Raw genomic sequence first — 24,992 nt, forward strand, 5'->3', positions numbered from 1 at the left:
TCTCCTTCAATGCCCACGACAGCGGTGCGTTTCAACGCCACGAATAAGCCAGGCCCTGGGTAATGCCCTTGATCCCGTAACGAATGTTTTTCGGGTTGTGGCGGTTCTGCAAGGCCGTGATGGCCGTCAGGGCCAGCGCCGAAAACAGGGAGTAGGGCATCGAGTGAAATTTTTTGTTGTACATGATGGCAGCCCGGTTCCGGTAGAAATGGAACATATGGCTACGGTTCTGCGTGCTGGCGCTGTCGCCGTGGCGTGCAAAGCTTTGGGGGGCCACGTGACAGGTAAAACCCTGCAGGGCGGCCCGGCGTTGCCAGTCCACCTCTTCGTAGTACATGAAGTAGCGTTCATCCATCGGGCCGACGCGTTGAATGACATCGCGCTTGATCAGCAGTGACGCCCCCATCAGGTAATCGGGTCGGGGCAGCCTGGGCAACTGCTGGCTCAGTTCATCGCGGCTCAGGTTCTTGCCGATCAGTCGGGCTTTGCCGAGCCAGGGATAAAGCTGGCCGCCGCCTACGCACTGGACGATCTCCGGGTGATCGGCGTACACCAGAATCGACGCGCAAAACCCGCAGTCGGCATCGCTGTCGAAAGCGGACAGCAACGCTTGCAATGCACCGGCTTCGACGGTGATGTCGTTGTTCAGCAGCCAGATATAGTCGTAGCCGGCGCGAAACAGGTAGTCGATGCCTGTGTTATTGCCGCCGGCATAGCCATAGTTGTCCGCATTCCGGATCAGGCAAGTGCGATGCCTGTCTTGATGCTGACGGATCTGGTCTTCAGTGCCTGTCCAGGTATCGCCATCGACACGGGTGCTGAAATAGTGGGTCAGGCGCAGGTAATCGTTGTCCTCGGAATGGTTATCGACGACCACCAGAGGAATCCCACAGTGGGCGTCCACGGACCTTACGCAGTTGATGGTCTGTTCAGCGCCGTTCCAGTTAAGGATCAGCGCGCATACGTTATCCATGTCCATGTGCGGGTTACTCCGGTGGTGGCGGCAGATCGCGAGCGGTGAGCGGGTGACGTCGATGCCTGCGCCGCGCCTCGAACAAGACGATGATGATCAGGCACAGGTTGATGACGGTGTTGGCGGCCGCGAAGGCCATCACCACTGCCAGGGGATTCTTGAGCACCAGCGCACTGGCCAGCACGGCCACGATCCGCAACGTCGTGCTGACGATCTCGAACAGCAAAAAGCGTTTCTGCAGGCTCAGCGCGGGTATCGCCACGGCGCAGGGGCCGGAAATAAAACCGGCGAATTCGGCCAGCGCCAGCCAGCGCGCGTATTCCCCTGCCGCCGCCCATGCGTTGCCGAAGACCAGTCCGAACAGCCATGGCCCGGCCAGCGCCAGGGCCGCGAACGGCACGGCCCCCACCAGCGCCATGCCGGCGACGCCGCGCGCCAACAGGTGGGTCACCGGTTCGTCGGCGTGAATCGCCTGGGTGATGCGCGGGTAATAAACACTGCCAACGGCCTTGCCGACAAAGTTGCTTGGCATGCTCAGCACTTGCAGGCACAGGGCAAAAAAACCGGCCGAGACCGCGCCGAAGGACGCTGCCAGCACCAGCGTCGGCATGTGGATGGAAAGGGCGTTGATGAGCACTTGCGGGGCGCGGAACAACGGGAAGTCCCGGTACTGCGCGGCCAGTGTTGTCAGGTGCGCAGGGGGCGCGGGATCGGTCGGGGCCTGCGCGTTGGCCGCGGGTTTGAACGTCATGCCCAGCAACAGCAGTGCGCTGTGGATCACGTAGTACAAGGCGCTGGTCACCACCAGCACCGACGCCGAAGCCTGGATCAGGCCCGCCAGACTGCGCGTGGCGTTATACACCAGCGCATGCAGGGTCGCGCCGCGAGCGGTGAGGCTGAAACGCTGGGTTCGATACAGCCACTGCTGGGTGATTTCCAGCACGGCGGCGCTGAACATCACCACCGGCAGCAGCATCAGATAGGGAATCAGCATATCGATGCCCAGGGCGCGGGCCATCGCCGGGCCCTGAACATACAGAAGCAACGCTGACACGCTGGCGATGACCAGTGCCACCCACAACGAGAGCCTGACCAGGCCTCGGGCGTCGGTGTCGCATTTGGGCAGGACGATTGCCATGGGGTAAGTCAGCGCGCAGGCCGGGATCAGGATGATGGTCAGGCTCAGGAAGGTGCCCACCACGCCAAACGCTTCAGGTCCGTAGATACGCATGATCACCGGGATCAGCGCCAGATTGATCGCCTGCGCTCCGGCACTGCCGGACACCGTAGTGGCGATGTTGCGCAGCAGCCTTGCTTGTGTCGCCTGTTGCCACACACCGCGCCAGCCGCCATGGCCTGGCAATACGGCACCGCCGGGTTCCTGATCAGCCATGTTCGCCTCCGTCTGCACTCAGTAGATGTTGCGCGAGAACAGGGTGAACGGCGTCTTGAGCAGGATCTTGATGTCCAGCCAAAGCGACCAGTGATTGATGTAGTCCAGGTCCTTTTCCAGGCGTTCCTGCATTTTTTCCAGGGTTTCGGTTTCCCCTCGGCAGCCGCTGACTTGAGCCAGGCCCGTGATGCCGGGCTTGATGCGATGGCGTGCGGTGTAGGCCAGGATTCTCGCGCCGTAATACTGGTTGTGAGCCACGGCGTGAGGACGCGGCCCGACCAGGGCCATTTCTCCGAGCAGTACGTTGATCAGTTGGGGCAACTCGTCCAGCGAAGTGCGGCGCAGAAAAGCGCCCACCGGCGTGATCCGTGGATCATTCCGGGTGGCTTGTTGCACGTGGGTGTCTTCATGCACGCGCATCGAGCGAAATTTCCAGACCTGAATCACCTCGCCGTTGCAGCCATGCCTTGGCTGGCGGAAAAACACCGGCCCCGGTGATGACAGCTTCACCGCCAGTGCAATCGCGGACATGACCGGCAGCAGCACCAGCAGAGCGATCAGCGCCAGGCTGCGGTCGAGCATTTCCTTGCCCAGGGTGGCGGCAGGGTGTGAGCTGCGTGGCGTCTCGTTCAGGTAAATCGCCGGGAACTGCTCGATCTGGGACACCGACTGATTGAGCAGCAGCATGCTGCCGAAATCCGGCACCCACACCACATCCACATTGAGGTCCAGCAGGCTTTGGTAGATGGCCTCGATCTGCGTGATCATGTTCAGTGCAAGCGCGATGTAAACCCGCCGCACACGATCACCGACGACCAGCTCGCGCAGTCGCGCCAGTTCACAAAGAACCGGGGGCTGCCCTTCGATGGACGAGACGCCGGGTTCGGTCGCCACCAATCCGAGCACGGGCACGCGCGGGCGTAGCTGTTGCGCCAGGGCGTAGGCCATGGGACAGGTGCCGATGATGACCGAGACGCGCTCCTGGCGCAGCCAGCGCGAGTGCAGGCTGACCAGATAGCGCAGGGGCAGGTAGGTCAGGCATTGAGCCAGGTAACCTGTGCACGCGACCTTGAGCAGCAGGGCGTCATCCAGATCGGCTTGCCCCAGGCACAGCCGCGCCACCCCAAACAGCGCGGCGACCAGCAGCAGCCAGCCGCCGAGCAGGCGCAGCAGGCCCGACCCGTAGCCGAAACGCTTGTGATAGATGTGCAGCAAACTGTAAATCGGCACAGAGCCGAGCACGCCAATGATCATCAGCACGCGGTAGGCATACGGCACTGCGCCGATGGCGTCATAGACAACGGCGCACGTCGTGAGTGTTGTCAGGCCCATGGCGCAGATCCATTGCGCCCAGAAAGTCAGGCCGCGTCGATTGACCGACGGGTGCAGGCGTTGAGCAAGCATGGTGAATGTCTCCTCGATAGTGAGCATCGCGAAGCAGCTCGCCCTCAGGATCGGCGAGTCAAATGCTAGGCATGCGGTGGCCAGCATGCGCAGGCTATGAAGTGCGCAGCCGCGCGGGCTGCACAGGGCACAGGTGCGCCTATTGGGTGGTTTCACGAGGCAGATAACGGTAATACCGGCTGTATCCCCGGCGTCCTTTCAACGGGGTCATTTGATTGAGCACCACGCCCGTCAGCGGGGCGCCGTTTTGCAGGAGTTGCTCGATGCATTGCTGGACCAGCGCAGCGGGTGTGCTGTCGGACTTGATCACATAAATCGCTGCGTCGGCCATGGCGCACAGCACCGCAGCATCGCTGACCGCGTCACTGGCCGGCGAATCGAGGATGATCCGGTCGTAATGCTGACGCGCCCATTCGATGAACCGCCCGAAGTTGGCCGAGGCCAACAGTTCCAGCGGGTTGGGCGGTACTTCGCCGGCGGTCAGGATGTCCACCTGACCGATCTGATGAAGGCAGGCATCGATCTTGCTCTGGCCGCTGATCAGCGTGGCCAGGCCGGGCTGTGCGGCATTCATGCCCAGATTGCGGGCCAGATTCGGCCGACGCAGATCGGCTTCGATCAACAGCACGCGTTCCAGTTGCCCCAACGCAAAGGCCAGGTTGACCGCGATGGCGCTCTTGCCTTCGCCGGGCAGGGTCGAGGTGATGACCAACAGGCCGCGCCGTTTGTGGGTGTCCCCCAGCATGACGGCGGTGCGCAAGGTCCGGATGGCTTCGGTGAAGCCTGCGTCGTCGTTGCGTTCAAACTGCCGGGAAATGCTCTTGCGGTTCTTCTTCTCCAGCAGCGGCACCAGCCCGAGCACCGGCAGGTTGAGTTTGCGGGCGATGTCTTCGCCGGATTTGAAGCCGCTATGCAAGGTGTCGCGCAGCAGGTAAAACACGCAACCCAGTGCCAGCGCCAGCATGGCGGTGATGGACGCAATCAAGGATTTGTTCGGTGCGCTGGGTTCGCTGGGCACGATGGCCGGGTCGACGATGCGTGCATTGCTGACGCCGATATCCGCCGTGGCCGTTGTCTCGCGCAGCCGCGTGACGAAGGTGTCATACAAGGTGCGATTGCTGTCCACGTCCCGTTGCAGTTCGCGCAGTTTGAATTCTTTGCGGGAGATGTCCTGAATCTGCGCCCGGCTGGTGTTGACCGATGAGCGCAACGCCTCTTCATTGGCCCGTGCCAATTGGTAATTGCGCTCGAGGCCGGCGACCACTTGGTCCACCTGCCCCCGCAGACTGGCTCTGGCAGCGGCGAGGTCCGAGCGGGCGGCGATCATCTTCGGATGGCGATCACCATAGCGACGCGACAGCTCGTCGACCTTGGCCATGGCTTGCGCCTCGTTGGCCTGAAATTGCTGGATCACGGGGTTGCTGATCACCGCTGGCACGCTGGACAGATTGGCCAGGCTTCCGGAACCCAGCATCGACTTGACCTGGGCGTATTGGCTTTGCGCTTCAGCCCGCTGGCGACGCGCGTCGATCATCCGGTCACTGGTTTTTGACAGCTCGTTGGCGCTGAGTGTGACCACGCCGTCCACGTCCACCAATCCTTCGGCATCGCGGTAGCGTTGCAGCTTGTTTTCGGATTCCTGCAATTGCGTGCGCAATTCGACCATCCGGCTGTTCATCCATTTTGAAGCGTTCAACGACTCGTTCATCTGCGCGTCAAGTCGGCTGTCCAGGTAGCCGTGGGCCAGTGCATTGGCCGCCAGCGCTGCGGTTTCCCGGTCGTTCAGGGTCACGCTGATGTTGACCAGCTGACTTTTGCCCTGGGCCGCGACGCTGCTGCGCTTCATCAAGGCTTGGACCGTGGCATCGAAAACCTCGGTCGGGGTCATGGTGCGGTCTTCAAGCCAACTGTCGGGGAATCCGGCAGGGTAGAGCTGTGCACTCGCTTTGCGCACCGTTTGCAGCAGACTCAGGCGCTGGCGTGGATCAAACTCGGGGTGCCGGGTCAGGTCCAGTTGGCGCACGACACGTTCGGCCACTGCCCGGCTCTGGATCAGGGTGATCTGAGTCTGCAGGTAGTCCACGGCCGCATTGGGTGAATCGTAGGTGGGTTGTTGAAAGCTGATCAACGTAGCGCCCTTGGGCTCGATGACCAGCGACGCCGTCGCCCGATAGACCGGCGTGAGGTTTTGCAGCATCAGTATGACGGCCAGGGTCGCGGCTGCCGCCAGAGCCGCAATACGCCATTTATGAGCCCACAGGATTGCGCCCAGATTGCGCGAGTCGATGAAGTCGCGGTCGTCAGCGATGGGGGCGTAGCGTTGTGGCAGCCCTGGGTTGCTTAAAGTCACCTCGTCCATGTCAGAAGAACCCCTGTTCAATGGTGATGGTGTCGCCGGGCTCGACCAGCGTGTTCAGGCTGGCTTTCTGGCTGCTGCGGCGCAGGTCGGCACCGCGCACGATGTAGATGCGTCGATCCGAAGCACGCTCGGTGAGGCCGCCGGCCAGGGCAATCGCCCGGTCCAGCGTCAGGCCCGGCTCGAACGGATAGCCGCCGGGCAGCTTCACTTCCCCGCTGATATAGAACGGTCGGTACGCCAGCACGCTCACCGAAACCCGGGGCGCAACCAGATAGCCGTCCTTGAGCTTTTCCGTCAGCAAGGCTTCGACTTCGCCGGGCGTCCTGCCTTTGGCGTTGACCTCTCCGAGGAAGGGGTATGAAAAAGTACCGGCATCATTCAGACGGATTTCCGCGAAGCTGAGGTCCGTTTCACCGAAGACATTGATCTTCAGGATGTCACCTGAGTTGAGTTGGTACTGCGGCGCAGCAAATACCGGGAAGCTGCCCGTCAGCAACACCGCGATGCGGCAGAACTGGCCTAAAGACATGGGATATCTCCCTTCAACTGAAACGGTCCATGTGAAGAGGCGGCTCGCTGTCCGGCGCGAGGGTTATGGGCAGGCAGGGCGCTCAAAGGCTCAAGTTGAAACTCAGCAGGTAGACATTGCGGGTATAGCGTTCGTCGACGACGTTGGAGTCGTTATGCCAGCGGCGATAACCGAGGCTGACTTCTGCCCAGCGGTTGACGGCGTAGATCAGTGAGGCGCCGTAGCTGTCCAGTGTGTCGTCGCGGCTCAGTCCCAGGTATTCGCGCTCGGCGTGCTGGTAGTCGAGTTTCGATGAAATCCAGCCCGACCATTGGTGTGTCCAGCTCAGGCGAGTGCTGGTGGTGTGGACCGTGCTGGCACCGTCGTCGCCCTCGTCGAACGCCTTGCGCAGGTTCAGCTCCCATGTGGAATAGGTGCGCGGCTTCCATGCCAGGCCGACTTCCCACATCGGGCTGCTGTGGTCACTGACCGAGCCGCTGTCGAAATCCTTGCGTTCATAACCGACGCGCAGACTGCCGCTGGTTTTGGCGGTGACATCACGGCTCAGGCCGATCAGTGCCGCGCTGCCGGTGCTGTTGCGCGTGCTGCCCGGGAGCACGTAGTCATAGTCGCTGCGTCGCAGTTCGAGCAACCCTCGGGTGCGCCCGCCAAGCCGGTGATACCAGGTCGCGACGAACGCCTGGGTATCGTGTTCCTTGTCCTCGTTGAGGGTGCCGCTGTTGCGGTAGCGCAGTTCCTGATACTCCGCAGAGAGATCAATCTGATTCATGCCGCTTTGCACGCCGAAGCTGTAACCCAGCAGGGCATTCTTCAAGGTGTATTTGTCGTTTTTCAGCGGGTCGGCCGTGTCGGTGGTTTCTTCGGCGCGTTTGTAGCCCAGCTCAGCTTTCAAGCGGTTGCGCGAATCAAATTCCAGCGCGCTCCGAAGCGCTAACTGTTGATCCACGTGATTGGCGTCGGTGTGGTCGTGGAAGGTTTCGCTGTGCACCGCATATTCAAGCTGATAGGCGCTTTTACGTGTCTGGGCCTCCAGCAGGAAAACCGGGCGCAGTGAGGTGACCCACGACGACACGGCATCTTCGTGGAGCGCGCGCACGTTATCGTCATAACGTTCTCCCGCCTCAAGCGTCGGTGTGAACTGCAAACCACCGACTTCAATACTCTGTGGTTTACCCGCCATGGCCGAAAGCGGAAATGGCGAAAGGACAAGCAGTACCAGCCAGTTTTGCCTGTTCATGGGCATGATCCGTTTGAGCCGCACCCACATTTCGACGCACGCGGGTGATTGCCGCTTATGCGTCATGAAATGTTCACCGCGTTGAGGGTTTCGGGCAGAGGAAGTTGCTGAGGCCTGGCGCTGTAGTTAAGTGAGCGAGGTACGTTAAGCGCCGGAACAGTCATGCTGCGCAATGACTGATTAACAGGTACGCTACCGCACGAGTCTGCAATAGACTCTAATTGATCTAAACCTTACAGCCATGGGTAATAACAATTTCGGAGTGCTATTAAATATTCGGAATACAAGACAGGCGCAACCGCCCCCGTGTGTGCAGTGACAAACGGTAGTGTGGGTGGGGTTAATATTGAAAGGGTAAATGGATTTGCCCGATGCAGATAAGGAAATCCAATGACGGAGTGCTGACAACCCCGGCCAGAGCGGTGAAGAGACGCGCCTTCTATAAAACGAGACTTTGTTATATCAGTACGGTGTAAGTTTATTGAACATCGTCGAACCCCGGTCAGTGTCAATCGTTACGATTCTATAAATAATGGTTCTATAACACGCGGTGTTCGTTGTGGGGGCGCCTGATGCGGCGCCGTTCATTATCTGCCAGTGTGCACAGGGTGCGGCAGTTATAAAGCACAGAAAGTTTGCGTTACTTTCTGTGCCTGTCGTTACGGTTTCAACGCGTTCCGGCACATTGTCGCAACAACCGTTTTCAGAGGCTCAAACGCATCGACAGATCCACGGCTTTGACATCTTTGGTCAGCGCACCGATGGAAATGTAATCCACGCCCGTTTCAGCAACCACCCGCAGCGTCTGATCGTTGATGCCGCCGCTGGCTTCCAGCTTGGCGCGACCGGCATTGATCGCCACCGCTTCACGCATGTCTTCCAGGCTCAATTCGTCGAGCATGACGATATCGGCTCCGGCATCCAGCGCCTGGCGTAATTCAGCGAGGTTTTCCACTTCGATTTCCACGGGTTTGCCAAGCGCAATCTTGCGCGCGGCGCTGATGGCCTCTGCAATACCGCCACTGGCGGCGATGTGGTTTTCCTTGATCAGGAACGCGTCGAACAGCCCGATGCGATGGTTGTGACAGCCGCCGCAGGTGACCGCGTATTTCTGCGCCATCCGCAGGCCCGGCAGGGTTTTGCGCGTGTCCAGCAACTGGACCTGAGTACCTGTCACTTTATCGGCGTAATGTTGTGCCTTGGTGGCGACGCCCGATAGCATTTGCAGGAAGTTCAATGCGCTGCGTTCACCGGTCAGCAACGAACGAGCCGGGCCTTCCAGATGAAACAGTATCTGGTCCGGCTGGACCCGGTCACCGTCCACAACCTGCCAGTGCACGGCGACACGCGGGTCCACCTGGCGGAATACGGCATCGACCCATGCGGTCCCGGCGATGACTGCGGCATCCCGGGAGATGACCGAGGCCTTGGCCAGTCGCTCTGCCGGGATGAGTTGGGCAGTGATGTCGCCACTGCCGACGTCTTCCTGCAGCGCTCGGCGCACGTTGGCCTCGATTTCGGCAGTCAGGGTGGCGAGTTGTAAATTCGGCATAGCGGGCTCCACTAACAAAGTGGCGCGAGTATAAGGCACGTTTTCCCGGTGACCCACCTGTCGAAGGCTCGGGTTCGAGGGGCGTGGCTGCTGCTGGTCGGTTTTTTTTTCAAGGGACTGCGATGGATCAGCTTTTTCGCGGTCTATGGCGTAATGGTCAATCCATTTTTGTTAAAAACGGTTAAACCGGTGCTGGCGCCGCGAACGTCTTTTGAAGATAATCCGACTTGTATTTGACGTCATGACTTTGACGTTTTTTCAGTAAGAACGAACATGCCCGCGTAGACCGGCCCGAAAGCCTGGTTTGCGAAGAGGTAGCGGCTGTTTTCCATGGGGGCTTGATGCAAAACGACGATAAGGTTGTGCCGTTGAACAAAGCGACCCCTGACCTGGCTGCTAACTCGCCTCTGGCCCGCTTGCCGGTTGTGCTCCTGCAAGTCAGGGACAAGGCTGCGCAGCAGCTCAAGGAAGCGCTGCAGGCGCTGTTCGATAACGCCGACGACACGCTTTTCGAGATGGCGGACCGCGCGCAGAACAACACTGAACAGAACACCTTCTTCGAAGCGATGCGCGATCTGCGCTTGAAGCGCAAAAGCATCGAACGGGCGTTCCTCGACAAGTTTTACGAAGCGTTCCTGCGCCTTGGCCACTATCAGATCACCGAGCCGACAATCCCGGCGGCTGTGGCGTTTGACAAGCTGGCGCTGGTGCACAACGACGACCTGGAAAAGACCGTCGCGGTGGATGCCATGGTCGCCAAGGTTCTGAGCCGCGATGGCGTTGCCCTCGGGCAGCTGACCACGCGCCTGAACCAGTTGATCACCCAGCCGTTGAGCGACAACTCCAACCCCATGGGGCCCGCGATGCTCTGCGATTTCTTCCTGCAGGCCGGTCGTAGCCTGGGGGTGGAGATCAAGGTCAAGCTGATCGTCCTCAAGCTCTTCGAAAAATACGTCTTGGCGAATGCCGACGATTTGTACCTGGAAGCCAATCAATTACTGATCGCTACCGGCGTGCTGCCTGAACTCAAGGCGTTGCCCGCCCGTCGTGCCACAGACCGCGTCGTTCGCCCTACTCGCGCAAGCGAACTGGCTGACCCTGAGCTGGCGCAGGCGGCCGATAAACTCGACAAGGGCGTTCAGGAAGTGTTCTCGGCCTTGCAGGATTTGCTCCTGCAGGTTCGCGGCAACCTGGTCCCTCGCCATGAACCCAATGCTGAAGCCCGGCCGATTTCCAGTCAGGATCTGCTGCGGTTGCTGTCGCATTTGCAGCAATACGTGCCCACGCCCGATGCGCAGGACGATTTCGACCTGCGCAATCAACTCGAACAGCTGCTGACCCGCGTCAGCGTGAAAAGCGGCAAGTTCCGGGTGGTGGGGGGCGGCGACGAAGACGTGATCAACCTGATTGCCATGCTTTTCGAGTTCATCCTCGATGATCGCAATCTTCCGTCGTCCCTGCGCGCATTGATCGGGCGGTTGCAGATCCCGATGCTCAAAGTTGCCGTGCTCGACAAAAGCTTTTTCAGTCGTGGCAGTCATCCTGCGCGTCGCCTGCTTAACGAAATTGCCTCCGCCGCCTTGGGTTGGGGTGGTCGAGATGACTACCAGCGCGACTCGTTGTATGTCCGCGTCGAGCAGATCGTGCAGCGTTTGCTTAATGATTTTGTTGACGATCCGGCGATTTTTTCCGAGTTGCTGGTGGATTTCCTGGCGTTTACCAGCGACGAACGTCGGCGCAGCGAATTGCTCGAGCAACGCACTCGAGACGCCGAAGAGGGGCGGGCCCGGGCCGAACTGGCACGTCTGCGCGTGCAGCATGAGCTCAACGACCGCCTGATGGGCAAGACCTTGCCCGAGGTGGTGGTGCGCTTGCTTCAGGAAGCCTGGAGCAAAGTGCTGCTGCTGACCTGCCTCAAGCACGGCGATGAGTCCAGCGAATGGGCAGCGGGGCTGGCCGCCATGGACGATCTGATCTGGAGCGTGGAGCTGCACGAAGAGCCCCAGGCCCGCCAGCGTCTGTTGGATCTGGTGCCCGGTTTGCTCAAGGCCCTGCGCGAAGGTCTGGCCAGCGCGGCGTTCGATCCTTTTGCCACCAGTGAATTCTTCAGCCAGCTGGAAGCACTGCACGTTCAGGCATTTCAGCACTTCTCGAAAATGCAGGACGAACTCGGCGACGGTTTTTCCCTTGATGCTGAAGGCGAGGGTTCGTCCGGCCCGTCGATGATCGAGGTGGTTGAGGAGATTGTTCTCGTGGCCCCCGGCGAGCAGTTGCTCAGTGAGCCGGTTCTGCGCCTGCCGGACGATGACGCGGGGTTGTTACAGGTCGACAAACTGCGTCTGGGTTGCTGGGTCGAGATCCAGGAAGACGAAGAACACCGCCTGCGCTGCAAGCTGGCGGCGATCGTCGAGCCCAGCGGGCGCTACGTATTCGTCAATCGCACCGGCATGAAGGTGCTGGAAAAAACCCGCATGGGGCTGGCGGTGGAGTTTCGTCGCGGCGCCATTCGCCTGCTTGACGACGCGCTGCTGTTCGACCGGGCGCTGGAGTCGGTGATCGGCAACCTGCGCAAGCTCAAAGGCGCCTGATTCCCGCACTACCGAATGATCTGTTGAAACGAGGCTTGCCCACCCGCGACCGACCTGTTGGAGCGAGGCTTGCGTTCAATACCGTTGCATCTCTGCGCCAGGACAGCGCTCCCACGTTGGAGCGAGGCTTGCCCGCGAAGGGGTCTTCAGCGAGTGATAGGGCGTTGCGGATCTCTCAACTCCGTGGGACCGGCTTTAGCCGGGAAAAGGCCGGTATGTTCGCTGCCTCTGTTGCGTCAAGGGTGCAGCCTTCCCGGCCAAAGCCGGTCCCACGAACATCCGGGCAGCGGTTATTTGTCGTGGTTTCCTTATCTGTTGGAAGATTGCCCGCGAAGGGATTCATGATCCGTAACACTCGGTTGAGTGTACCGGCCTCTTCGCGGGCAAGCCGCGCTCCAACGGGATTTGCGTTCAATACCGTTGCGTCGCTGTCACGACAGCGTTCCCAATTACTCCCCCACACCATCCCCCACTGCGGGCATACTTGCGGCTATCGATTTGTCCGTTCAAGGAACACTCATGCATCTGGACCCTGCCAGCGGTTGGTGCCAAGGCGTGCAGCATTGCCCCTCACCCAATTTCAATTCGCGCCCGGCGAATGAAATCTCGTTACTGGTGATCCATAACATCAGCCTTCCCCCCGCGCAGTTCAAGACGGGCAAGGTGCAGGCTTTTTTTCAGAATCAACTGGACGTTGACGAGCATCCCTATTTCGCGGGCATTGCCGATTTGCGCGTATCAGCGCATTTTCTGATTGAGCGCGATGGGGACGTTATCCAGTTTGTATCCTGTCTGGATCGGGCGTGGCATGCCGGTGTGTCCTGTTTCCAGGGGCGGGAAACCTGTAATGATTTCTCCGTTGGCATCGAGCTTGAAGGCACGGATGATCAACCGTTCACAAATGAGCAATATGCTGCGCTGATTGCATTGACCCGACAGTTGCAGGCCGCGTATCCGGCGATTACTGCCGAGCGGATCTGTGGACACAGCGACATCGCACCCGGTCGCAAGACCGATCCGGGGCCGTATTTTGACTGGTCGCGCTTGCAGGCGGCCCTGCTGGACGAAGTGAGGAATGAGTCATGAGTTTTCTGGTGTTGCTGCTGGCGGTCTGGATCGAAAAGTTTTCCGCCCTGCGTCAGCGCGTGCAGCGTGACTGGCCATGGTTGAGCGAGCTGTCCCGGCTGGAATCACATCCACGCCTGGGCTCGCGTCCCTGGGTGATCCTCAGTGTGATGGTCTTGCTGCCGGTGGTGCTGCTGGCATTGATGCTGGTGGTGCTGGGCTCGGTGTTCAACGGCTGGCTGGCCTTGCCGGTGCATTTGCTGGTGTTGATCTTCAGCCTGGGGCGTGGCGATCTGATTGCCGCCCTGGGCCCGTTCCGCGACGCTTGCCGACGTGGTGATGTTCAGGCCGCCGTGCATGTGGCCGAGCGTGACATGCAGGTGCAGGCCGACAGCAGCGAACAGTTGCTTGAAGGTGTTCAGGGCCATCTGTTGTGGCAGGCCTATCAAAGCTTCTTTGCGGTGATTTTCTGGTATTTCCTGCTCGGTCCGGTGGCAGCGCTGGCTTATCGCCTGCTGGCGCTTGCGGCTGAACACGGCAAGGGCGCACCCCTGCGCGATGCCGCCGGACAACTGCGGCATGCCTTCGACTGGGTGCCGGTGCGCCTGTTGGCGGCGAGCTTCGCGCTGGTGGGTAATTTCGTGTCTGTCAGCCGGGTGATGCTGCATGAGTTGCTGAACTGGAACATCAGTGCCGCTCAACTGATCGCGAAAATCGGCTGTGTGGCCAGCGACGTGCCTGCGCCGGTCATAGGCGCCGAAGGTGTGGCGAGCCTGGACGTGCTCTGGGAGTTGCTGATCCGCGCCGCGATTGTCTGGTACGCCGGGTTTGCCTTATGGACGTTGCTTGTATAACCGCGACCCTCGCGCCAGCGGGATCCGGGCGAAGCTAAGCCCACCCAAACAACTCCCGCGCGTTGCGCGTGCTGGCCTCGGCCAGTTGCCCGGCTGAAATATTCATTAATTCAGCCAGTGCCGCACAAATCTGCGGCAGGTGCGCCGGGCTGTTGCGTTGGCCGGGGAACATCGCGGGTGCCATGTCCGGCGCATCGGTTTCCAGCACCACCGAATCCAGTGGCAATTGGGCGATGACCCGATGCATGCGCAAGGCCTGTGGCCAGGTGGCGGCACCTCCAAGGCCGAGCTTGAAACCCAGCTTGATGTATTCCCGGGCTTCTTCGTAGCTGCCGGCAAAGGCATGAATGATTCCGGATCGCTGGAGCCTGAAGCGCTTCAAGGTGGCAATCACGTCGGCGTGGCTGCGTCGCACGTGGATCAGGGCTGGCAGGTTGAAGTCCGCCGCGAGTTGCAACTGGGCCTCGAACAACGGCTGCTGAGCCTGGCGGTCAAGGGTTTCGATGTAGTAATCCAGACCGATTTCACCCACGGCGCACAGTTGCGGGTGACCCCGCAGGCGCGACAGCCAGTCGCCCAGCCCGGTCAAATGTTCCGGGCGATGCTCATTGAGGTACACCGGGTGCAGGCCAAACGCCGCGTGTACGGCGGGGTTGCTCAAGGTCAAATCCCACAGACGTTGCCAGTTACGCTGATAAACCCCCAGCACCACCATGCGCTCGACGCCCAGTTTCTCGCACCGGGCGAGGACAGCGGACCGATCCGCATCGAAATCCGGGAAGTCCAGGTGCGTATGGGTGTCGATCAACGTCACGGTCAGCCCCCGTGAATGCGTTGCTTGAACGTCCGCACGATGGCGTGAACCCCCGGTTCGTACTGATTTTTTTCAACCGCAGCGAGCGCCAGCTCCAATGCCATGCTGGCGATGACCTGATGCTGTTGCGCCATGGCGTTGACCGGCAACGGCAGGAAATCCAGCAGTTGCGTGTCGCCAAACGTCCCGAGGTGAAACTGTTCAGGGTTCGCAGGATGGCTTTGCAGCACGTCGAATATCCCCTGCAGCAGCACGTAGGAGGTGGTGATCAATGCATCGGGGAAATGGCCCAGACGCTCCAGCACATCGTTCATCAGCCGTTGGCCGCATTGACGACTGAAGGCTTCGCCTTGCTCCAGCATGACTGTGCCCGCGAAGCCCTCAAGGGCGTGTGAGAAACCCTCGGCGCGGGCGCGGCTGATGACCAGTTCCGGGCGGGCGCCGATCAGGGCAATGTGAGCCGGCCGGGTGGCCAGCAGGCTTTGGGTCAGGCGCAGGCTGGCGTCATGGTCGTCACTGACCACCGAACAGAAGTGCGCCGGGTCCATTTCCCGGTCGATGGCGATGATCGGCAAGCCTTTGCTTTGCAATTCGCGATAACTGTCGTCGCTGGCGGGCAGGCAACTGGCGACAAACAGCGCGTCACATCGGCGGGCGCGAAACAACTGCAGCAATTGCAGTTCGCTGATGGGATCGTCGTCAGAACTGGCGATCAGCAATTGGTAGCCTTGGGCTCTGGCACCTTGCTCCAGCAGTTTGGCAATGCGCGCGTAGCTGGGGTTTTCCAGGTCGGGCAGGATGAAGCCCAAGGTGCGCGTGTGGCGGCTGCGTAGGCCGGCAGCTTGCGGGTTGGGCCGGAAGCCGTGCTCCTTGACCACCGCTTGCACCCGTTCGACGGTGGCGGTGCTGATGCGCTGCTGTTCGGCCTTGCCGTTGATCACGTAACTGGCGGTGGTCACGGAACACCCGGCCAGACGCGCGATATCACTGAGTTTCAACGCTGGACTTCCTTTTGTTATTGAGCGTTTCTAAGCGGCTTCGGGGGATTTTCGCCCATCACGGCCCATCATGACAGAAGACCTTTGGCCACCCGTGAAGGCTCATTATTTTTTGCATCAGGCACCGCCTTCAGACCGGGTGGGCTTCAACCGGCGCGGATAATCAAGTAACGTGCCGGGCTATCTAGATTAAACGATTCAGCCAATTTAGCTGAATTGCTGCCATTACGTAAAAAACGTTGTCAGACGGTTACCGTTTTCATCACCTAAGCTCTCGATCAACCGTTTCATGATCGTTCTTAAAACAAGAATCCAGGCGCTTATTTCGCGCTGCACAGGAGTTAGGCATGCTCGAGCTTACCGTAGAGCAAATTTCCATGGCCCAGACGGCTGTGGATAAATCCGCCGCATTAAAGCTGCTGGCTGACCTGCTGGTCGCCGATGGTCTGGTCGCCGACGGCTATTTGTCGGGCCTGCAAAATCGTGAACAGCAAGGTTCGACGTTTCTGGGTCAAGGTATCGCAATCCCTCACGGTACACCCGAAACCCGCGATCTGGTGTTTGCTACCGGCGTTCGCCTGATGCAGTTCCCCGAAGGGGTGGATTGGGGTGACGGGCAAATGGTGTACCTGGCCATCGGCATCGCCGCCAAGTCCGACGAACACCTGCGTCTGTTGCAACTGTTGACCCGCGCGCTGGGCGAAACGGACCTGGGCGAAGCCTTGCGTCAAGCACCAAGCCCTGAAGCGCTGCTTCAATTGCTGCAAGGCGCCCCCCAAGAGCTGGCCCTTGATGCGCAACTGATCAGCCTGGGTGTTTCGGCGGACGACTTTGAGGAGTTGGTCTGGCGCGGCGCCCGGCTGCTGCGCAAGGCTGAATGTGTCAGCAACGGGTTCGCCGCTGTCCTGCAACAAGTCGAAGCCCTGCCATTGGGCGACGGGTTGTGGTGGCTGCACAGCGAGCAGACGGTCAAACGTCCTGGCTTGGCGTTTGTCACGCCGGACAAGCCTATTCGCTATCTGGGGCAGCCGCTCACCGGTCTGTTCTGTCTGGCCAGCCTGGGTGAGGCCCATCAGGCATTGCTCGAGCGTCTGTGCTCGCTGCTCATCGAAGGGCGCGGCCATGAACTGGGCCAGGCCACCAGCAGCCGTGCGGTACTGGAAGCATTGGGCGGCGAGTTGCCAGCGCAATGGCCGACCCAGCGTGTGCCACTGGCGAACGCCCACGGCTTGCATGCCCGTCCGGCGAAGATCCTGGCGCAACTGGCCAAGGGTTTCGAAGGTGAAATTCGCGTGCGCGTGGTGGAAACCGGCGAAAGCGCCGTGTCGGTCAAGAGCTTGAGCAAGTTGCTCAGCCTCGGTGCGCGTCGTGGTCAGACGCTGGAATTCATCGCTGAACCGAGCATTGCCGCCGACGCGCTGCCCGCTTTGTTGGCGGCTGTGCTGGAAGGGCTGGGGGAAGAGATCGAGCCGCTGCCAGTTGCTTCAGCTTCAGCTTCGGCACCCACGACGCCTGAAGCCGTGAGCAGCAAAGTGGCTACCGCTCCCTTGGACGGCAGCCAGCTTCAGGCCGTACCTGCTTCGCCAGGTATTGCCATCGGCCCTGCGCATATTCAGGTGCTGCAAGCGTTTGAGTACCCGGCGCTTGGCGAGTCGGTGGCCATTGAGCAGGAGCGCTTGCAAAGCGCCCTGGCCGAAGTGCGCAGTGACATTGAAGGCCTTATTCAACGCAGCACCGCCAAAGCCATTCGCGAGATTTTCATCACGCACCAGGAAATGCTCGATGACCCTGAGCTGAGCAGCGAAGTCACCTTGCGCCTCAAGCAAGGCGAAAGCGCCGCAGCGGCGTGGGCCAGCGTGATTGACAGCGCTGCGCGTCAGCAGGAGCAGTTGCACGATGCGCTGCTGGCCGAGCGTGCCGCGGATCTGCGGGATGTGGGGCGTCGGGTGCTGGCGCAGATTTGCGGCATTGAAACCGTGGCGGCGCCGGATGAACCCTACATTCTGGTCATGGACGAAGTCGGCCCGTCTGATGTGGCGCGTCTGGACCCGGAGCACGTGGCGGGGATCCTGACGGCCCGTGGCGGGGCGACAGCGCACAGCGCCATCGTCGCTCGCGCCCTCGGCATTCCGGCGCTGGTGGGCGCGGGGGAATCCGTGCTGATGATCAAGCCGGGTACGGTGCTGTTGCTCGACGGCCAGAAAGGCCGCCTGACCGTCGCGCCGGATACCGCTACCTTGCAACGCGCCGCCGTGGACCGCGACACCCGCGAGCAGCGCCTGCAAGCGGCTGCTGAAAAACGTATGGACCCGGCGGTGACTCGCGACGGCCATGCCGTTGAGGTTGCGGCCAATATCGGCGACAGCGCGGGCACGCCCGCGGCGGTGGCTCAAGGCGCGGAAGGCATTGGCCTGCTGCGTACCGAGTTGCTGTTCATGGCTCATTCCCAAGCGCCGGATGAAGCGACCCAGGAAGCCGAATACCGCCGCGTGCTGGACGACCTGCAAGGTCGGCCGCTGGTGGTGCGCACTCTGGACGTGGGCGGCGACAAACCGCTGCCGTACTGGCCCATCGACAAGGAAGAAAACCCGTTCCTTGGGGTGCGCGGCATTCGTCTGACCCTGCAGCGTCCCGATGTCATGGAAAGCCAGTTGCGCGCTTTGCTGCGTGCCGCCGATGACCGTCCGCTGCGCATCATGTTCCCCATGGTCGGCACCGTTGAAGAATGGCGCCAGGCCCGGGACATGACCTTACGTCTTCTGGAAGAGATTCCGGTTCCGGATCTGCAGATCGGCATCATGATCGAAGTGCCTTCGGCGGCCTTGCTGGCCCCGGTGCTGGCCAAGGAAGTGGACTTCTTCAGCATCGGCACCAACGATCTGACGCAATACACCATGGCCATCGACCGTGGCCACCCCACGCTCTCGGCCCAGGCCGATGGCTTGCACCCGGCGGTCCTGCAACTGATCGACATCACCGTGCGTGCGGCCCATGCCAATGGCAAATGGGTCGGTATCTGTGGCGAACTGGCGGCTGATCCGCTGGCGGTTCCCGTACTCGTGGGCCTGGGCGTCGACGAGTTGAGCGTTTCGGCGCGCAGCATCGCCGAGGTCAAAGCCTGCGTACGTGAACTGACCTTGACGACCGCGCAACACCTGGCGCAAACCGCGCTGACCCTAGGCAGCGCCAGCGAAGTTCGCGCGCTCGTGGAGGCCTTGTAATGGCGAAGATTCTTACCCTGACCATGAACCCGGCGCTGGACCTGACCGTCCAGTTGGGCCCCTTGCAACTGGGGCAGGTCAATCGCAGCGACGCCATGCTCACCCACGCGGCGGGCAAGGGCTTGAATGTGGCGCAAGTGCTGGCCGATCTGGGTCATCAACTGACGGTGGCGGGGTTTCTCGGCATCGATAACCAGCAGCCCTTCGAGGCGCTGTTTGCCCGTCGCGGTTTCGTCGACGAGTTCGTCCGGGTGCCGGGGGAGACCCGTAGCAACATCAAGCTGGCCGAGCACAGTGGGCGCGTGACCGACCTGAACGGCCCCGGCCCGATGGTGAGCGAAGACGCACAGCAAGCGCTGTATGCCCGGATCGAACAGATCGCCTCAGGGTTTGATGCCGTCGTCGTGGCCGGCAGTTTGCCCCGTGGCGTCAGCCCTGAATGGCTGCACAAACTCCTGGTGTGCCTCAAAGGCCTGGGTCTGAAAATCGCCCTGGACAGCAGCGGCCTGGCGTTGCGCGCCGGGCTGGCCGCTGGCCCGTGGTTGATCAAACCCAACACGGAAGAGCTGGCCGACGCGCTGGACGCCCCGATCATTTCCATCGCTGCCCAGTCCGAAGCCGCCGCCGGCCTGCGCGCCAAAGGCATCGAACACGTGGTGATTTCCCAAGGCTCCGAAGGCGTGCACTGGTTCAGTTCCGGCAGCGCACTGCAATCCATGCCGCCGAAAGTCACCGTCGCCAGCACCGTCGGTGCCGGTGATTCGCTGCTGGCGGGCATGGTTCACGGCCTGCTCAGCGGCCATTCGCCCCAACAAACCCTGCGCACCGCCACCGCGATTGCGGCCATGGCGGTGACCCAGATCGGCTTCGGCATCAACGATGCCGCGCAGCTCAAACGACTTGAAAGCGGCGTCACCGTGCGCACTCTGGCAGAACAATAAGAGAGGATTCGTGATGAAGTTAGCCATTGTGACGGCCTGCCCGAACGGCAAGGTCAGCAGCGTTCTCAGTGCTCGTTTGCTGGACGCTGCCGCTCAGCGTCAGGGTTGGGCCACCAGCGTCGAGGTGCATGACCCGAGCCATCCGGAAAAGCAGCTTTCGGCTGCGGATATCGAAGCCGCCGATTGGGTGCTGGTGGTCAACACCGGGCCTGTGGACCTGAGCCGTTTTGTCGGCAAGCGTGTGTTCCAGAGCACGCCAGCCCATGCGTTGCAGGATGTCGACGACTTCCTGCGCCGTGCGTCCGAGCAGGCCACGGTTCATGTCGCCTCCGAGGCTGAACCGGTCGCCACCGCGCCCGATTCCACCCGTGCCCCGCGCATTGTCGCGGTCACGGCGTGCCCCACTGGCGTGGCCCATACGTTCATGGCGGCCGAAGCCATTCAACAGGCGGCCAAGCGTCTGGGTTATGAGTTGCAGGTCGAAACCCAGGGTTCGGTGGGTGCGCGTAATCCCTTGGGCGACCAGGTGATTGCTGACGCCGATGTGGTGTTGCTGGCCGCTGATATCGACGTCAATACCGACCGGTTTGCGGGCAAGCGGATTTACCGTTGCGGCACCGGGATTGCCCTCAAACAAGCCGAAGCCACGCTGAAAAAGGCCTTGGCCGAAGGGCAGGTCGAATCCACGGGCGGCGCCACCAAAGCACCGTCCAAGCAGGAAAAAACCGGCGTCTACAAGCATTTGCTGACGGGCGTTTCGTACATGCTGCCCATGGTGGTGGCGGGTGGTTTGTTGATCGCCCTGTCGTTCGTGTTCGGCATCACCGCGTTCAAGGAACAGGGCACGCTGGCAGCGGCGCTGATGCAGATCGGCGGCGATGCCGCGTTCAAACTGATGGTGCCGTTGCTGGCGGGTTACATCGCCTATTCCATCGCTGACCGTCCCGGTCTGGCGCCGGGGATGATCGGCGGGCTGCTGGCCAGTACGCTGGGCGCGGGCTTTATCGGCGGTATCGCAGCCGGTTTCATTGCCGGTTACAGCGCGTGGGCGGTCGCCCGTTACGTGCGTTTGCCTGCCAGTGTCGAAGCCCTCAAGCCGATTCTGATCATCCCGTTGCTGTCGAGTCTGTTTACCGGCCTGGTGATGATTTACGTGGTCGGCAAACCGGTGGCGGGCTTGCTGGAAAGCCTGACCCACTTCCTCGACAGCATGGGCACCACCAACGCGATTTTGCTGGGTGTCGTGCTGGGCGCGATGATGTGCGTCGATCTGGGCGGCCCGATCAACAAGGCCTCCTACGCCTTTTCGGTGGGGCTGCTGGCTTCGCAAAGTTACGCCCCGATGGCGGCCGCCATGGCCGCTGGCATGGTGCCGCCCATCGGTATGGGCATCGCCAGTTTTATCGCCCGTCGCAAGTTCGCACAAAGCGAGCGCGAGGCTGGCAAGGCGGCGTTTGTGCTGGGGCTGTGTTTTATCTCTGAAGGCGCGATCCCGTTTGCTGCCAAGGACCCGTTGCGGGTGATCCCGTGCAGCATTGCGGGCGGCGCGCTGACCGGTGCGCTGTCGATGTATTTCGGCTGCAAACTGATGGCGCCCCACGGCGGTCTGTTCGTGATGCTGATCCCCAATGCCATCAACCACGCGTTGCTGTACTTGCTGGCGATTGTCGCGGGCAGTGTGCTGACTGGCGTGGCGTATGCGCTGCTCAAACGACCAGAGGCCGTGGAGATGGAGGTTGTGCCCGCTACCGCTTAAGCCGGGACGTTGATGTGGGACCGGGTTTATCCGGGAAGGCGATAGGCCAGGCGAAAAAACTGCCGGGATCAAACCGACCGCTTCCCGGCTAAAGCCGGTCCCACGACTTAGTGCGAAGGCGATGTCTCATACGACGACCATTCACCCGCTGTCACACTCCCCCCACATTGCACTGCTAGCGTTCCCCTTAGGCTCAATCACCCAGGGGGGACCACCATGACTCAGTTCGACCTCACTCGCCGTCGCATCATCCAGGTCGCAGGGGCGGGTTTGTTGTTGCCTGGCCTTGCTCCGGCGGTCATTGCTTCTGTCCAGGATCGCCCGAAAATCACGGACGGCGTGCAGTCCGGCGACTTGCAGGGCAATCAGGCGGTGGTCTGGAGTCGCAGTGACCGGCCTTCGCGCATGGTGGTCGAGTGGGACACCCGCAGCATGTTCACCCATCCGCGCCGTGTGGTTTCCGCATTGGCTGATCAGCGCACCGACTTCACGGCGCGCGTCGAACTCAGCGAACTGCCCGGCGATCAGGCCATTTTCTACCGCGTACACTTCGAAGACGCCCAGTCCGGCGTCGCCAGCGAACCCTGGTTTGGTCATTTGCGCAGCGCGCCAGAACAGCGGCGCGACCTGCGTTTTGTCTGGAGTGGCGACACAGTCGGGCAGGGCTTCGGTATCAATCCGGACATCGGTGGCATGCGGATCTACGAAGCCATGCGCCTGCGCCTGCCGGATTTCTTCATTCACAGCGGCGACACCATCTACGGCGACGGCCCGGTTCCGGCGCAGATCACCGCCGAAGACGGGCGCATCTGGCGCAACATCACCACCGAAGCGAAAAGCAAAGTCGCGGAAACCCTTGATGAGTATCGCGGTGCCTACCGCTACAACCTGCTGGACGACAATCTGCGGCGCTTCAACGCCCAGGTGCCGCAGATCTGGCAGTGGGACGATCACGAGGTGACCAACAACTGGTCGCCCAACAAGCAACTGGATGACCGCTACAAGGAGAAAGACATCCGGCTGCTGGCCAGTCGCGGACGGCAGGCGTTCCTGGAATACGCGCCGATGCGTTTGCAGCAAGCCGACAGCGGGGGGCGCATTTATCGCCAACTCAGCTATGGCCCGCTGCTGGATGTGTTCGTGCTGGACATGCGCAGCTATCGCGGTGGCAACGATGCCAATCTGGGCGGGAAGCCGGGGCCGAACACGGCGTTTCTCGGTCGGGAGCAACTGGATTGGCTCAAGGCCGGGCTCAAGGCTTCAGGCGCACAATGGAAAGTCATTGCTGCAGACATGCCCATTGGCCTGGGCGTGCCGGACGGTGAAGTAAGCCTGGGCGTTGCGCGCTGGGAAGCCATCGCCAATGGCAACAGCGGCCCGGCCGTCGGCCGCGAACTGGAAATTGCCGAGTTGCTGGGCTTTTTGCGGGCGCAGAAGGTGCGAGATTGTGTGTGGCTGACCGCCGATGTGCATTATTGCGCGGCGCATCACTATCAACCGGACCTCGCGGCCTTTCAGGATTTCGACCCGTTCTGGGAGTTTGTCGCGGGCCCCTTGAATGCGGGCAGCTTCGGCCCCAATCCGCTGGACAAGACGTTTGGTCCCGAATTGGTTTTCCAGAAAGCGCCACCTGCGCAGAACACCTCGCCGTTCGCGGGTTTTCAGTTTTTCGGCGAAGTGAATATCGACGGTCAGAGCGGCGAAATGACCGTAACCCTGCGGGACCTGGACGGCGTGTCGGTGTTTGAAAAGAAACTGGTGCCCGCTCGGGAGTTGACCTGACCGATGGGGCGAGGCTTGCCCGCGAAGGCATCCGTTCAGACGATAAAAAACGATCGGATGTACTCACCTCTTCGCGAGCAGGCCTTACTCCAACAGGTCCGGTGTTCGCCGTTCCGGGCAATTCCCTGTAACACTCGCGTCATCGTGGCTTATCATCAGCTACCTAACGACGGGACAGGGTTCTTGGCATGCTTTCCATTTTTTTCGAGACCCTGAGCATCACCGCGCCGGTATTCGCCATGTTGTTCCTGGGCGTGGTCCTTAAACGGATCGGCTGGATTGATGACGGTTTTATCATGACCGCATCGAGTCTGGTGTTTAACGTCACCATGCCGGCATTGCTGTTCCTGGGCATTATCCACGCCGACCTGCACGCGGCCTTGCAACCTTCGCTGCTGATCTTTTTTTCCGCCGCCACGCTGTTGGGCTTCGCCATCTCATGGGGCTGGGCGATCTGGCGAGTGCCCCTGGTGGAGCGCGGCATTTTCGTGCAGGGCTCCTTTCGCGGTAACAACGGCGTGATCGGCCTGGCGCTGGCCGCCAGTATGTACGGCGATTACGGCATCTCGCTGGGGGCGATCCTCGCGGCGCTGGTGATTCTGTTCTACAACACGCTTTCAACCATCGTTCTGGCGGTGTACAGCCCGGTGATCAAATCCGATCCCTGGAGCATCTTCAAAAGCGTGCTCTGCAACCCGTTGATCATCAGCGTGTTGGCGGCGTCACCGTTTGCCTACTTCCAGATCGGCTTGCCTCACTGGCTCGAGACGTCCGGCAATTACCTGGCGCAAATGACCTTGCCCCTGGCGCTGATCTGTATCGGCGGCACGCTGTCGCTGACATCGCTGCGCAAGAGCGGGGGGCTCGCCGTGAGCGCGAGCGTCATGAAAATGGTGACGCTGCCGGTGATCTGCACCCTGGCTGCGTGGCTTTGCGGCTTTCGCGGGGCGGAGCTGGGGATTCTGTTTCTGTATTTCGGCAGCCCCACGGCGGCGGCCAGTTACGTCATGGCCCGCGCCGCCAATGGCAATCACGAGCTGGCAGCGGCGATCATTGTGATCACCACGGTTGCGGCCGCAGTGACCACCAATATCGGCATCTTTATCTTGCAGTGGGGCGGCTGGATTTAAGCCTTCTGCCAGGTATCAATCACTTCCTGGGCCGCCCTGAACGCATCGATGGCGGCCGGGACACCGGCATACACCGCGCAATGCAGCAGCGCTTCCCGAATCTCTTCGACGGTGCAGCCGTTGTTCAGAGCGCCCCGCACGTGGCCTTTGAGTTCTTGCGGGCATTTAAGGGCGGTCAGGGCGGCGAGGGTAATCAGGCTGCGGGTTTTGAGTGGCAGACCTTCGCGAGCCCAGGTACTGCCCCACGCGTGTTCGTTGACGAAATCCTGAAGCGGTTGCGTGAACTCGGTGGCATTGCCCAGTGCGCGATCGACGAACGCGTCGCCCATCACCTGACGGCGAATGCGTTCGCCATTGTTTTTATCGTCAGCGCTCATTGCAGGTTCCTCTTTCGCG

General features: G+C 61.1%; 18 protein-coding genes. 8 read left to right on the forward strand and 10 right to left on the reverse strand.

All coding sequences use genetic code 11. The features are described from left to right. Positions 1–31: 31 nt before the first annotated feature. From ACP7B0_RS05990 to nadC, 7 genes are all read right to left on the reverse strand, one after another. A complete protein-coding gene (locus ACP7B0_RS05990) occupies positions 32–979 on the reverse strand; it encodes a glycosyltransferase family 2 protein (protein WP_426140119.1) in 948 nt (315 codons plus the stop codon). A 7-nt stretch (positions 980–986) separates the two neighbouring features. Next, entirely contained in the window at positions 987–2,366 is a 1,380-nt protein-coding gene (locus tag ACP7B0_RS05995) for a lipopolysaccharide biosynthesis protein (RefSeq protein ID WP_426140120.1), read from the reverse strand. 18 nt (positions 2,367–2,384) lie between these two features. Then, complete coding sequence (locus ACP7B0_RS06000) at positions 2,385–3,770, reverse strand: undecaprenyl-phosphate glucose phosphotransferase (protein WP_426140121.1); 1,386 nt, start codon at positions 3,768–3,770, stop codon at positions 2,385–2,387. 139 nt (positions 3,771–3,909) lie between these two features. After that, positions 3,910–6,129: a GumC family protein gene (locus ACP7B0_RS06005; protein WP_426140122.1), complete on the reverse strand. Its 2,220-nt coding sequence runs from the start codon at positions 6,127–6,129 to the stop codon at positions 3,910–3,912. 1 nt (position 6,130) lies between these two features. After that, the gene (locus ACP7B0_RS06010; protein ID WP_426140124.1) at positions 6,131–6,658 is read right to left on the reverse strand and encodes a polysaccharide biosynthesis/export family protein; all 528 of its coding nucleotides are present in this window, start codon (positions 6,656–6,658) and stop codon (positions 6,131–6,133) included. A gap of 82 nt (positions 6,659–6,740) precedes the next feature. Then, on the reverse strand, positions 6,741–7,895 hold the full coding sequence (locus ACP7B0_RS06015; protein WP_426140125.1) for an outer membrane beta-barrel protein: 1,155 nt from the start codon (positions 7,893–7,895) through the stop codon (positions 6,741–6,743). A gap of 703 nt (positions 7,896–8,598) precedes the next feature. After that, positions 8,599–9,447: a carboxylating nicotinate-nucleotide diphosphorylase gene (nadC, locus tag ACP7B0_RS06020; protein WP_426140126.1), complete on the reverse strand. Its 849-nt coding sequence runs from the start codon at positions 9,445–9,447 to the stop codon at positions 8,599–8,601. A gap of 341 nt (positions 9,448–9,788) precedes the next feature. Here nadC and ACP7B0_RS06025 point away from each other — a divergent pair, with 341 nt between their 5' ends. The 3 genes from ACP7B0_RS06025 (at position 9,789) to ampE (ending at position 13,954) form a co-directional block, all read left to right on the forward strand. Then, positions 9,789–12,035 carry a DUF1631 domain-containing protein gene (locus ACP7B0_RS06025; RefSeq protein ID WP_426140127.1) on the forward strand — a complete coding sequence of 749 codons (2,247 nt, stop codon included), beginning with the start codon at positions 9,789–9,791 and terminating at the stop codon, positions 12,033–12,035. 519 nt (positions 12,036–12,554) lie between these two features. Continuing rightward, positions 12,555–13,121 (forward strand): 1,6-anhydro-N-acetylmuramyl-L-alanine amidase AmpD, encoded by a 567-nt coding sequence (ampD, locus tag ACP7B0_RS06030; protein ID WP_426140128.1) that lies wholly within the window; start codon positions 12,555–12,557, stop codon positions 13,119–13,121. After that, entirely contained in the window at positions 13,118–13,954 is an 837-nt protein-coding gene (gene ampE / locus ACP7B0_RS06035; RefSeq protein ID WP_426140129.1) for a regulatory signaling modulator protein AmpE, read from the forward strand. Before ampD ends, ampE begins: the two co-directional genes overlap by 4 nt. A gap of 34 nt (positions 13,955–13,988) precedes the next feature. On the opposite strand, the gene ACP7B0_RS06040 is transcribed toward ampE, so the two are convergent. Both ACP7B0_RS06040 and cra read right to left on the reverse strand, forming a co-directional pair. Then, positions 13,989–14,774, reverse strand: coding sequence for a TatD family hydrolase (locus ACP7B0_RS06040; protein ID WP_426140840.1), 786 nt, complete (start codon positions 14,772–14,774; stop codon positions 13,989–13,991). After that, positions 14,771–15,766, reverse strand: coding sequence for a catabolite repressor/activator (cra, locus tag ACP7B0_RS06045; RefSeq protein WP_426140132.1), 996 nt, complete (start codon positions 15,764–15,766; stop codon positions 14,771–14,773). The genes ACP7B0_RS06040 and cra overlap by 4 nt, the downstream gene beginning before the upstream one ends. A 347-nt stretch (positions 15,767–16,113) precedes the next feature. On the opposite strand from cra, the gene ptsP reads away from it, so the two are divergent. The 5 genes from ptsP to ACP7B0_RS06070 all read left to right on the forward strand — a co-directional run bounded on the left by ptsP (position 16,114) and on the right by ACP7B0_RS06070 (position 24,596). Beyond that, positions 16,114–18,987 carry a phosphoenolpyruvate--protein phosphotransferase gene (gene ptsP / locus ACP7B0_RS06050; protein WP_426140133.1) on the forward strand — a complete coding sequence of 958 codons (2,874 nt, stop codon included), beginning with the start codon at positions 16,114–16,116 and terminating at the stop codon, positions 18,985–18,987. After that, positions 18,987–19,928 (forward strand): 1-phosphofructokinase, encoded by a 942-nt coding sequence (pfkB, locus tag ACP7B0_RS06055; protein WP_426140134.1) that lies wholly within the window; start codon positions 18,987–18,989, stop codon positions 19,926–19,928. Before ptsP ends, pfkB begins: the two co-directional genes overlap by 1 nt. Before the next feature lie 13 nt (positions 19,929–19,941). Continuing rightward, entirely contained in the window at positions 19,942–21,684 is a 1,743-nt protein-coding gene (locus ACP7B0_RS06060; RefSeq protein ID WP_426140135.1) for a PTS fructose-like transporter subunit IIB, read from the forward strand. Between the two features lie 216 nt (positions 21,685–21,900). Then, positions 21,901–23,466 carry an alkaline phosphatase D family protein gene (locus tag ACP7B0_RS06065; protein ID WP_426140137.1) on the forward strand — a complete coding sequence of 522 codons (1,566 nt, stop codon included), beginning with the start codon at positions 21,901–21,903 and terminating at the stop codon, positions 23,464–23,466. A gap of 188 nt (positions 23,467–23,654) precedes the next feature. Further along, positions 23,655–24,596, forward strand: coding sequence for an AEC family transporter (locus tag ACP7B0_RS06070; protein WP_426140138.1), 942 nt, complete (start codon positions 23,655–23,657; stop codon positions 24,594–24,596). Here the strand turns inward: ACP7B0_RS06070 and ACP7B0_RS06075 are convergent. After that, the gene (locus tag ACP7B0_RS06075) at positions 24,593–24,973 is read right to left on the reverse strand and encodes a carboxymuconolactone decarboxylase family protein (RefSeq protein ID WP_426140140.1); all 381 of its coding nucleotides are present in this window, start codon (positions 24,971–24,973) and stop codon (positions 24,593–24,595) included. The genes ACP7B0_RS06070 and ACP7B0_RS06075 overlap by 4 nt on opposite strands. Positions 24,974–24,992: the final 19 nt, after the last annotated feature.

The sequence above is a fragment of the Pseudomonas sp. DWP3-1-2 genome, assembly GCF_049896285.1.
GTDB lineage: Bacteria > Pseudomonadota > Gammaproteobacteria > Pseudomonadales > Pseudomonadaceae > Aquipseudomonas.

Excerpts from the sequence above, each read along its gene's own strand:
- ACP7B0_RS05990 (WP_426140119.1), bottom strand. The coding sequence starts at position 979 with ATGGACATGGATAACGTATGCGCGCTGATCCTTAACTGGAACGGCGCT.
- ACP7B0_RS05995 (WP_426140120.1), bottom strand. The coding sequence starts at position 2,366 with ATGGCTGATCAGGAACCCGGCGGTGCCGTATTGCCAGGCCATGGCGGC.
- ACP7B0_RS06000 (WP_426140121.1), bottom strand. The coding sequence starts at position 3,770 with ATGCTTGCTCAACGCCTGCACCCGTCGGTCAATCGACGCGGCCTGACT.
- ACP7B0_RS06005 (WP_426140122.1), bottom strand. The coding sequence starts at position 6,129 with ATGGACGAGGTGACTTTAAGCAACCCAGGGCTGCCACAACGCTACGCC.
- ACP7B0_RS06010 (WP_426140124.1), bottom strand. The coding sequence starts at position 6,658 with ATGTCTTTAGGCCAGTTCTGCCGCATCGCGGTGTTGCTGACGGGCAGC.
- ACP7B0_RS06015 (WP_426140125.1), bottom strand. The coding sequence starts at position 7,895 with ATGAACAGGCAAAACTGGCTGGTACTGCTTGTCCTTTCGCCATTTCCG.
- nadC (WP_426140126.1), bottom strand. The coding sequence starts at position 9,447 with ATGCCGAATTTACAACTCGCCACCCTGACTGCCGAAATCGAGGCCAAC.
- ACP7B0_RS06025 (WP_426140127.1), top strand. The coding sequence starts at position 9,789 with ATGCAAAACGACGATAAGGTTGTGCCGTTGAACAAAGCGACCCCTGAC.
- ampD (WP_426140128.1), top strand. The coding sequence starts at position 12,555 with ATGCATCTGGACCCTGCCAGCGGTTGGTGCCAAGGCGTGCAGCATTGC.
- ampE (WP_426140129.1), top strand. The coding sequence starts at position 13,118 with ATGAGTTTTCTGGTGTTGCTGCTGGCGGTCTGGATCGAAAAGTTTTCC.
- ptsP (WP_426140133.1), top strand. The coding sequence starts at position 16,114 with ATGCTCGAGCTTACCGTAGAGCAAATTTCCATGGCCCAGACGGCTGTG.
- pfkB (WP_426140134.1), top strand. The coding sequence starts at position 18,987 with ATGGCGAAGATTCTTACCCTGACCATGAACCCGGCGCTGGACCTGACC.
- ACP7B0_RS06060 (WP_426140135.1), top strand. The coding sequence starts at position 19,942 with ATGAAGTTAGCCATTGTGACGGCCTGCCCGAACGGCAAGGTCAGCAGC.
- ACP7B0_RS06065 (WP_426140137.1), top strand. The coding sequence starts at position 21,901 with ATGACTCAGTTCGACCTCACTCGCCGTCGCATCATCCAGGTCGCAGGG.
- ACP7B0_RS06070 (WP_426140138.1), top strand. The coding sequence starts at position 23,655 with ATGCTTTCCATTTTTTTCGAGACCCTGAGCATCACCGCGCCGGTATTC.
- ACP7B0_RS06075 (WP_426140140.1), bottom strand. The coding sequence starts at position 24,973 with ATGAGCGCTGACGATAAAAACAATGGCGAACGCATTCGCCGTCAGGTG.